General features: G+C 65.9%; 11 protein-coding genes. 10 read left to right on the top strand and 1 reads right to left on the bottom strand.

From position 1 onward, the window contains the following. A partial coding sequence (locus tag MUO23_04405; GenBank protein MCJ7512191.1) for a hypothetical protein occupies positions 1–252 on the bottom strand: 252 nt, incomplete at its 3' end. Positions 253–742: 490 nt separating this feature from the next. On the opposite strand from MUO23_04405, the gene MUO23_04410 reads away from it, so the two are divergent. From MUO23_04410 to MUO23_04455, 10 genes are all read left to right on the top strand, one after another. Beyond that, positions 743–1,693 (top strand): cysteine synthase family protein, encoded by a 951-nt coding sequence (locus tag MUO23_04410; GenBank protein ID MCJ7512192.1) that lies wholly within the window; start codon positions 743–745, stop codon positions 1,691–1,693. Then, positions 1,690–2,130, top strand: a complete 441-nt coding sequence (locus tag MUO23_04415; protein MCJ7512193.1) for a M67 family metallopeptidase — start codon at positions 1,690–1,692, stop codon at positions 2,128–2,130. The genes MUO23_04410 and MUO23_04415 overlap by 4 nt, the downstream gene beginning before the upstream one ends. Next, complete coding sequence (locus MUO23_04420) at positions 2,127–2,555, top strand: MoaD/ThiS family protein (GenBank protein MCJ7512194.1); 429 nt, start codon at positions 2,127–2,129, stop codon at positions 2,553–2,555. The genes MUO23_04415 and MUO23_04420 overlap by 4 nt, the downstream gene beginning before the upstream one ends. Positions 2,556–2,694: 139 nt before the next feature. Beyond that, positions 2,695–3,861 carry a molybdopterin-synthase adenylyltransferase MoeB gene (moeB, locus tag MUO23_04425; GenBank protein MCJ7512195.1) on the top strand — a complete coding sequence of 389 codons (1,167 nt, stop codon included), beginning with the start codon at positions 2,695–2,697 and terminating at the stop codon, positions 3,859–3,861. A gap of 209 nt (positions 3,862–4,070) precedes the next feature. Then, complete coding sequence (locus MUO23_04430; protein MCJ7512196.1) at positions 4,071–4,388, top strand: hypothetical protein; 318 nt, start codon at positions 4,071–4,073, stop codon at positions 4,386–4,388. Between the two features lie 25 nt (positions 4,389–4,413). Beyond that, a complete protein-coding gene (locus MUO23_04435) occupies positions 4,414–4,806 on the top strand; it encodes a hypothetical protein (GenBank protein MCJ7512197.1) in 393 nt (130 codons plus the stop codon). Between the two features lie 11 nt (positions 4,807–4,817). Then, positions 4,818–6,095, top strand: coding sequence for a BCD family MFS transporter (locus MUO23_04440; protein ID MCJ7512198.1), 1,278 nt, complete (start codon positions 4,818–4,820; stop codon positions 6,093–6,095). A gap of 163 nt (positions 6,096–6,258) precedes the next feature. Further along, positions 6,259–6,738 (top strand): bacterioferritin, encoded by a 480-nt coding sequence (bfr, locus tag MUO23_04445; protein MCJ7512199.1) that lies wholly within the window; start codon positions 6,259–6,261, stop codon positions 6,736–6,738. 113 nt (positions 6,739–6,851) lie between these two features. After that, positions 6,852–8,201, top strand: a complete 1,350-nt coding sequence (locus MUO23_04450; GenBank protein ID MCJ7512200.1) for an FxLYD domain-containing protein — start codon at positions 6,852–6,854, stop codon at positions 8,199–8,201. A gap of 312 nt (positions 8,202–8,513) precedes the next feature. Continuing rightward, the coding region (locus MUO23_04455) for a thiamine pyrophosphate-dependent enzyme (protein ID MCJ7512201.1) at positions 8,514–8,759 on the top strand (246 nt) is incomplete at its 3' end.

Consider the following 8,759-nt stretch of genomic DNA (forward strand, 5'->3'; position numbering starts at 1 on the left):
GCCCGGATCTTCCAGCCCGGAGTCAGGATGGACGCCGGAGTGGCCGGCAACCACCCCCACCACGCTGGCCTGGGGACCGAACAGGTCTGGCAAGTTGATGACGGAGGCGGGGGCTTCCGCCGGGCCTTGCTCGAGCCCAAGTACCAGTTGGCCGACGAGGTCGCTGGGGTTCAAGCTGGCTGGAGTCCAGGCGGTGAGGACCGTGGCCAACACGAAGGCCGCCCCCAAGGTGAGCGAGAGGTGGCGCAGCACCAGGCGTGCCGTTTGCTCCTGCTGGGCTCGATCCGTCCCCGGGAATAATACTCTCCACATACGGGCACCCCGTCTCCAGGACACGATTATAGCAAGTCGGCGGCTTGCCGAACCCCGGCTCTTGAGTCATCCACCGCCTGCAAGCGTCATGCCAGGCCTCGGCCAAGGGGTCCGCTCGGACGGTTCCGTGCGCTCGCCGGCACGCTCGGGCCTTCCCTTGACAGCCTACACACAATTGGCTAATATCTATCAAGAATATCTTCTAAATGGTGTTTAATATGACCTGCATGTGTCCTGGGCGGGGGTGACCACCGTTCCTCTCGGGTGCCGCAGCCCAAGCTAGCGCCGCAGCGGTGTCTGCCGCAGGCGGCCGGCGGCCAACAGAAGCCGGACGGCTCCCACCCGCAGCACCAAGTGATCCTTCGGTCCTGCGGACGCTCTTCGCCGTTCCCGCCAGCCTGTTGGCCGTATTGTTTTCCTGGAGCAACGGATGTCCCCCACGCAAGCCCTTGAACTCCTTCAGCCCGCGCAGGCGGCGCCATCACAGCTCACCCGTTGGGTCGGCAACACGCCGCTGCTGCCGCTGGAGCGCCTTGGCGCCCACCTTCCGCCGCAACTTCGACTGATGGCCAAGGCGGAGTGGTTCAACCCTGGGGGGTCCGTCAAGGACCGACCGGCGGTCGCCATCCTGCAGGCGGCGATGGGCTCGGGACAGTTGTCGGTCGACAAGATCCTGCTCGACTCGACCTCGGGCAACATGGGGATTGCGTACGCCACGTACGGCGCCGCCCTTGGGCTGCGCCTGCACCTGACGATCCCCTCTAACGCCAGCAGGGAGCGGTTGCAGATCCTGCGGGCACTTGGGGTTGAGCTGACGCTGACTGATCCAACCGACGGTACCGAGGGCGCCCGCCAGGTGGCGGCTGACATGGCGGACAGATCTCCCGATCGCTACCTGTACCTCGACCAGTACAGCAATCCGGCCAACTGGCTGTCCCACTACCAAACCACCGGCCCGGAACTCATCCGGCAGACGAACGGCCAGATCACGCACTTTGTGGCCGGGCTCGGCACCACCGGAACGATGACCGGCACCGGGCGCTACCTGCGGCAAGCTTTGCCGCACGTCGCATGCATCAGTGTTCAGCCGGATGGTCCGTTGCATGGGCTGGAGGGCCTGAAGCACCTGCCGTCGAGTGATGTCCCGTCGATCTTCGACGAGAGCGTCCCGACTCGCACGCTCGCCATCTCGACCGAAGCCGCCTATGCCATGGCCCGCCGCCTGGCTCGCCAGGAAGGCCTGCTGGTGGGTGTCTCGGCGGCGGCGGCGGCGGTCGCCGCCCTCCAGGTGTGCGAAGCGCTGGACGAGGGCACGGTCGTCGCCCTGTTCCCGGATGCAGGTTGGAAGTATCTGGACGCGCCGTTCTGGAGCGCGCCATGACGTTGTCGCTGCCGCGGTCCTTGCTGGATCGGATATGGGACGACGGCCAGGCTCACTATCCCGAAGAGGGAGCCGGGTTGATTCTGGGCAGCCTGTACGGTGACCATCGGCTGGCGTCGAGCCTGCTCCCGCTGGCGAACTCGTTCGAAGCAACCGCCCGCGGCCGCCGCTACCGGCTGGGGGCCGCCGACATGCTTCGCGCCGAAGCCGAGGCCGACCGCCTCGAGCTCGACATCCTGGGCGTGTATCACTCGCATCCCGATCACCCGCCTCTCCCGTCGGAGTACGACTGCCAGTGGGCTCTGCCCTTCTACTCCTACGTCATCACCAGCGTCCGGCAGGGGCGCGCTGTCGAGAGCCGCTGCTGGCGGCTGACAGAGGACCGCGCCGAAATGGTCGAGCAAGCGCTGGAGATCCTGCCCGAGGAGGCCTCATGATCGTTGTTCGCGTTCCTTCTGCACTGCGCCCGTACACCGAGGGCCAGAAGGAGATATCCCTGGAGGCCAAATCGGTCGAGCACGCCCTAGGTGCGCTGACCGACAGTTATCCTGCGCTGAAGACCCACCTGTATGACGAGACTGGCGCACTGCGTCCGTATGTCAACCTGTTCGTCAACGAGGAGGACGTTCGCAGCCTGCAGGGCGCCGCAACGCCCTTGCACCCCGGCGACCGGCTGATGATTGTCCCAAGCATCGCCGGCGGGAAGGAGGCCGAGCCTCTCCCGCTGCAGCCGGTGGCCCACAGCGCCTGCAGATCCTTCAGGTCGGCGCATCCCAGCAGCCTCGTCTGGGCGACGCCTGGAGGGTACTCGCCGTGCCGACTACCTTCCTCATCGATGCTCAGGGCCGAGCGCGCGGCGTGAACCCTGGAGTGGCATCCGAAGCCAGGCTGCTCGGCCAAGTCCGGGCGCTGGGCGAAACCCTCCTCGATCTGCCGCCAGCCCCGGGACTGCCCGTGGAAGCGAAAGAGTAGAATTCATCTCCCATCCGGAGGCGAGGCGCATGCCGGTTCCCACGAGCCACCCCCTCTCCAACGAAGAGATTCTTCGCTACTCCCGTCATCTGCTGATGTCAGAAGTCGGCCTGGCGGGACAGCAGAAGTTGAAGGATTCATCCATCCTGATCATCGGCACCGGCGGACTGGGCTCCCCGGTGTCCATGTACCTGGCAGCTGCCGGCGTCGGACGCATCGGGCTGGTCGACTATGACCGGGTAGACTTCACCAACCTGCAGCGCCAGATCGTCCACGGCACCTCGACCCTGGGGGAACGCAAGGTGGAATCGGCCCGCCGCCGGCTGCTGGACATCAACCCCGCCGTCCAGATCGACGTCTACGACGAGCCGTTTACCTCGGAGAACGCCTTCCGCATCGCAGATCCCTACCACCTGCTCATTGACGGGACCGACAACTTCCCCACCCGCTACCTGGTCAATGATCTGTGTGTTCTCACCCACAAGCCGGACATCTACGGGTCGATCTTCCGCTTCGAGGGGCAGGTCAGCGTGTTCTGGGCCGATCGCGGCCCGTGCTACCGCTGCCTGTTCCCTGAGCCCCCACCTCCCGGGCTGGTCCCTTCCTGCGCCGAAGGCGGCGTGTTCGGGGTGCTGCCGGGGACGATCGGGACGCTGCAGGCCACCGAGGCGCTGAAGGTGCTGCTCGGCATCGGGCGCCCGCTGATCGGAAAACTCCTGGTATACGAAGCGCTGTCGATGTCGTTTGACGAGTTGAGGCTGAAGAAGAACCCGCGCTGCAGAGTGTGCTCGGCCGAGCCGGAAATCACCCGGCTGATCGACTACGAGGCTTTCTGCGGGGTACCCGGCCACGACCGAGAAGGAGATGGCCTGCCGTCGGAGTGGGAGGTCGAGCCGATTGAAGTCTCACGCCGCCTAGCAGCAGGCGAGGCTTTGCTGCTCGTCGACGTGCGCGAGCCACACGAACTGGAGATCTCCCGGATCCCGGGCGCCGACCTGATCCCTCTAGGCCAATTGGCTTCGCGGCTGCACGAGCTGGACAGTGCCCGTGAGATGGTCGTGTTCTGCAAGTCCGGCACCCGCTCGGCGCGAGCACTGGAACTGCTCGCCGGCGCCGGCTTCCGCAAGGTCAAGAACCTGCGCGGCGGGATCAACGCCTGGGCCCAGCAGGTCGATCCGACTCTCCCGCTGTACTAGCCCTGGCTCAGACAGTGCTCCCCTCCCTACCGGGCGAAGCCTGTCGACCCGTCCGGCAGGAAGTCCCCGCCGTTCCCCAACTGCCTGGCTAGCCGGTCGGCTCCAACAAAGCCGACACCGCTGTGCCCTCGGCGTTCTACGCCAAGCAGGAAGGTACCCGCCGGACTGGCGACCGAGACCGGTGCCGGTCAGTAGGGGCCCCCCTGGCGATGGCCTGCAACTTCTTCGACCTCGCCTGCCAGGTGTTCATGGACCGAGTCTCTACCCATCAGAAGCCGTATCGGCGGGTGATCATGGAGAGCTATGGCGCCTCGGTTACCAATAGCCCCTCCGAGCGGACGGCCTGCGACCGCCAGGTCCAAGCCGAGGATCCAGACAGCCCGGGGGCCCTCGGGATCGCGATCTCCGAGGCCGTCGAGGCCGCCGTCACCTCCCAGGGGAAGCGCAAGTACTCCCTCGGCTCGATACTCGGCCACGTGATGATGCCACCAGACAGTCATCGGATTGGAGAGGCGTCAGTAGTTTGAACTGGCTGATGAGGAGCCTAAGGTCGTGATCGGCTGCGTCGGCGTCGGCAGCAATTTCGCAGGCTTCGCCTTGCCGTTCGTTCACCGCAACCTCATCGGGGAGTCATCGGCCCGGCTCATCGCCGTCGAGCCGACCGCCTGTCCCAGCCTGACCCGCGGCCGCTCCACCTACGACTTCGCCGACACGGCCGAGCTGGCCCTGATCGTCAAGCTGCACACGCTCGGTCACCCCTTCGTTCCGCCGGGAATCCGCGCCGGTGGCCTGGCCTGCCGCGCCGGCGCCAGGCCTCGCCCACAGTACGCCCGGGTCAACAGACCGTCATTCATCGAGGACCAAACCCCGTCGGGCCGGAGCTGTGGTAAAAGAACGGCAGTGATCCCGTCGAGCGGGCTCGCTGGCAGAGGCATCCCATGTTGAGTACTCCAAGATTGATCCGACTGGGCCTTCGGCAGTTCGCCGCCGGGATGCTCTCGATCCTCGTCCTCGGTATCCTGAACCGGGTCATGAAGGTCGAAATGGGCCTGCCGCTCGGCCTGATTGGCCTGGTCATCGGCATCCACTACTTCGCTGCATTGGTGGCCATTCCCTATGGCCACCGCTCCGACTCACGACCCTTCCGGGGCTTCCACCGAACGCCCTATATCCTTGCGGGTGCAACCCTGACGGTCCTGGCCACGGCGGCCGCGCCATTCGGCGCCCTGTGGATGCAGGACCAGGCGGGATCCCCGGCCTCCGCCCTGCTGACGGGCCTGATCTTTCTAGCCTTCGGCTTCGGCATCTACTCGGCCGGCACGGCCTACCTGTCTTTGCTGGCAGATCTGACACACGAAGACCTCCGGCCGCGGGCCGTGTCCATCATCTGGTCGATGATGATGCTCGGGATCCTGGCCGGGGTCTTTCTCGGGGTGTGGATCCTGGATGCGTACTCCCCCGACCGCCTCGTGATATTGTTCCTCATCGTCGGCGTCTCCGTGGCCGTGCTGACCGTAACCGCTGTCGCCGGGACGGAACCGCGGGGCGGATCCAGGGCCGCATCCAATGCCCTGCCGCTTCGCCATGCTTGGGGTTTGCTGCAACACAGCCAACAAACACGGCGCTTCTTCCTCTTCCTGATGCTCGGAATCTTCTTTCTCTTCTTGCAGCAGGTCGTGCTTGAGCCGTATGGCGGGGACGTCTTCGGCCTGGACATCCGCGCGACCACGCTCTTCAATGCCTACCAGATGGTCGGGGTGCTCTCCGGCATGGCTGTGGCTGGCGGCTGGCTCGCCCGCCGGATCGGCAACAAGCTGACAGCCGGCGCCGGGCTGGTCTTGGCATCGCTGTCTTTCGCTCTCCTGGCCATCTCCAGCTGGCTGCACCAGCCGGGCTGGCTGGCGCCGGCGATCGTTGTCATGGGCCTGGGGATGGGCCTATTCAACATCGGCGGGCTAGCGCTGATGATGGGGATGGCGGTCAACCGTCTGACCGGACTGTACATGGGCGCCTGGACGTTGGCACAGGCGCTGGGCAATGGCCTGGCGTCGGTCGGCGGAGGATTGCTGTTTGCCCTTGCCCTGAGGATCCTGGGAGACCAGGCGTCGGCCTACGCCAGCGTGTTCGTGATCGAGGCGATCGGGCTGCTGGCGACGACGGCGCTGCTTGGCCGCATCAGCCTAAGCGTTTTCCGGCGAGAGACGGAGAGCTCGCTCCAGACCTCCCCGGCCTGAGCGGGCGGCGGGACTGAATCGCGTCGGACGGACGCTGCGGCAGATCCATGTTTCGCCGCAGGCTGCACGGTGGCTGCGCTCCGAAGTGAATCCTGCCGTCACGAGCACACCGTGCTACACTTGGCGCAAGGTCCGGACATCCCCAGAAGAGAAGGAGCTTCCTATGAAAGGCAATCCCAAGATTTTCGCTGCCCTCAATATGCTGCTGGCCGACGAGCTGACCTCCATCAGCCAATACATGGTCCACTCCGAGACGTGCGCCAATTGGGGTTATGACAAGCTGCATGCGGCGATCGAGAAGCGGGCCATCGACGAAATGCATCACGCTGAGTGGCTCATCGCCCGGCTTATCCTGCTCGAGGGCGCCCCCGTCGTCTCGAAACTCAACCCGATAAAGATCGGCGCCAATGTCGTGGATATGGCCAAGAACGACCTGGAAGCCGAACTGGTGGCGATCAAGGGCTACAACGAATCCATCGGCGTGGCACACGAAGTCGCCGACCAGGCGACTGTCGACCTGCTCACCAAAATCCTGAAGGACGAAGAGAACCACGCTCATTGGTCTGAGGTCCAGCTCGCCCAGGTGGCTCAAATGGGCCTGGAGAGCTACCTCTCGATGCAGTCCAGCGGCGCCTCAGCCTGAACCCCGTCTACCGCCCTGCGGGGTCGGGCATGCACCCGGCCCCGCGAGCTTCTCCTGTGAGCTCACCTCCAAGGCACGCGGTTTCGCTCGGTTGGATCTCCCCGGAGCCGGGCGTGCTGTCTACCGGCTTCCGCAGAAGTCAGTTGCCCCGCCTCGGGCTAGCCCTGGCTTTGGCGGCGCTCGCTGCTTGCGGCCGAACGCCGAGCAGCCCGGCCGCTGGCACAGCAGATCCAGGCCTCGGGCCAACCGAGCGTCCGCCGGTTGCCGTCACGCCCTCGCTTCGGGTCGAACTCCCCTCTCCGGCACTGATCGAGGCCGGCAGGCCGGGAGAAACGACGGTGCTGGGCTTGATCACCAACCGCTCCGACCACGCAGTGGACAACTTGCAGATCCGCGTCTCCCTGATGGATTCCGCAGGCAAACTGCTCGGGCAGCAAGATGTCCCCCCAGCCCTGCGTCACCTCGATGTGGCTGACGTCTCCCCTTATGCCGCGACGTTCCCGGTTCAAGCGGCCTCCGGCATGCGGGCTTCAGCAGAGCTGGTGCAGTATCGGCCTACTCGCCGGGCCAACACCCCCATCCAATCCGAGACCGTCCGGATAGTGCAGCTGCCCGATGGCGACTGGGCAGTGCTTGGGCGTCTCACCAATCCTGGCACATCCAGCGTAGCAGTACGTGAGCTGGCAGTCCTGGCGGTCGATGCACAGGGTCGCCCGACCGGCCTGTTGCCGTGGACTGCTGGTCCCGGCAGGATCCCGCCGCGCGGCAGCCAGCCTTTCCTGGCCATTGGCCCCGCCGGCGAGGCGACGAAGGCCCATATTGGCTATGCCCGCGCCGAACCCGAATCGGGCGCACGCCGCGTCGATCTGAAATTCACCTCCGGCCCGGAGCTGCGCCAAACCAGCCAGGGGGAACTGTACATCACCGGGGCCCTGGAGAACCTGAGCCCAGTGCCGGTCTGGGGGCGGTCCACCGTGCTGTTTCATGTGGACGATCAGCTCGTCGGGCTCGGGCAAGTCCGCTTCCCCCTTCCGATGCCCCCGGGCGAAGTGCGCCCGTTCTCGATCCGTCTCGGGCCGCTGTTCGGGGTCATCCCCGCTGAGCTAGACCCGGCAGGCATCAGCCTGAGCGGCGAGCCGGAATCGCTAGCCGCCACCGCCGCCGAGGCTGCCCTGGTGCCCCTCGACTTGGAGATCGAGAGCTTCGAGTTCACCGGAAGCCGAGCCTTTGTTCGTGGCCGCGTGACCAACCCCTCGGGCCATTCCACGGCCACCCCGACCGTGTTCGCCGCGGTCCGCTCGACGGAGGGCAACATCCTTGGAGCGGCCTGGCAGGTGGTGGCGACGCGTCTCCCGGCGTCGGCCACCCAGCCCTTCAGCCTGTCGATTGACCTGCCGACGCAGGTCAACCCGGCCATGGCGGAGTACGACCTGCGGGCGCTGGGGACGGAGGTCGAGCGCTAGGACCTCGAGCCGAGGACGAGGGTCGCCGGCATGGCTGCCGGGTCGATGCCACTGGCCGGGCTCCTCCCAGTGCCCGCGCTGCAGGCTTCGCCAGCGGCTGCTCCGGGCCATCCGCCGGGCGCACCGAAGCGCTTCTGGTGATCGCTTCCCCCTCGTCCGGCCAGTTCCCGACCGCGATCGACGATGACCCTCTGATATACTCCTGGGTTGCCCCGGATCACCGGGGCAGTGCCTTGCCAAATGACATTCGCCCAGCCGAACCGAGACGGGTGGCAGGCACTGCCCCGCCGCGAGCGATGAAGAGGAACCCAAATGGACAAGAGGGAATTGCTCCGGATGTACCGCGAAATGGTCGTGGTGCGCCGGCTGGAGGAGCGTTCGGCCGAGCTGTATCAGCAAGGCAAGATCGGCGGCTTTCTGCACCTGTACATCGGCCAGGAGGCGGTCTGCACGGGGCTGATCTCGGCTCGCAGACCGGAAGACCGGGTGATCACCGCCTACCGTGACCATGGGGTCGCTGTCGCCTGCGGCATTCCCGTCCAAGAGGTGATGGCGGAA

Source organism: Anaerolineales bacterium, from assembly GCA_022866145.1.
Classification (GTDB): Bacteria; Chloroflexota; Anaerolineae; order Anaerolineales; family E44-bin32; genus PFL42.

Bases quoted from the DNA above. Each gene is read 5' to 3' on its own strand.
- bfr (MCJ7512199.1), top strand. From the start codon at position 6,259: ATGAAAGGCAATCCCAAGATTTTCGCTGCCCTCAATATGCTGCTGGCC.
- MUO23_04420 (MCJ7512194.1), top strand. From the start codon at position 2,127: ATGATCGTTGTTCGCGTTCCTTCTGCACTGCGCCCGTACACCGAGGGC.
- MUO23_04430 (MCJ7512196.1), top strand. From the start codon at position 4,071: ATGGCCTGCAACTTCTTCGACCTCGCCTGCCAGGTGTTCATGGACCGA.
- moeB (MCJ7512195.1), top strand. From the start codon at position 2,695: ATGCCGGTTCCCACGAGCCACCCCCTCTCCAACGAAGAGATTCTTCGC.
- MUO23_04415 (MCJ7512193.1), top strand. From the start codon at position 1,690: ATGACGTTGTCGCTGCCGCGGTCCTTGCTGGATCGGATATGGGACGAC.
- MUO23_04410 (MCJ7512192.1), top strand. From the start codon at position 743: ATGTCCCCCACGCAAGCCCTTGAACTCCTTCAGCCCGCGCAGGCGGCG.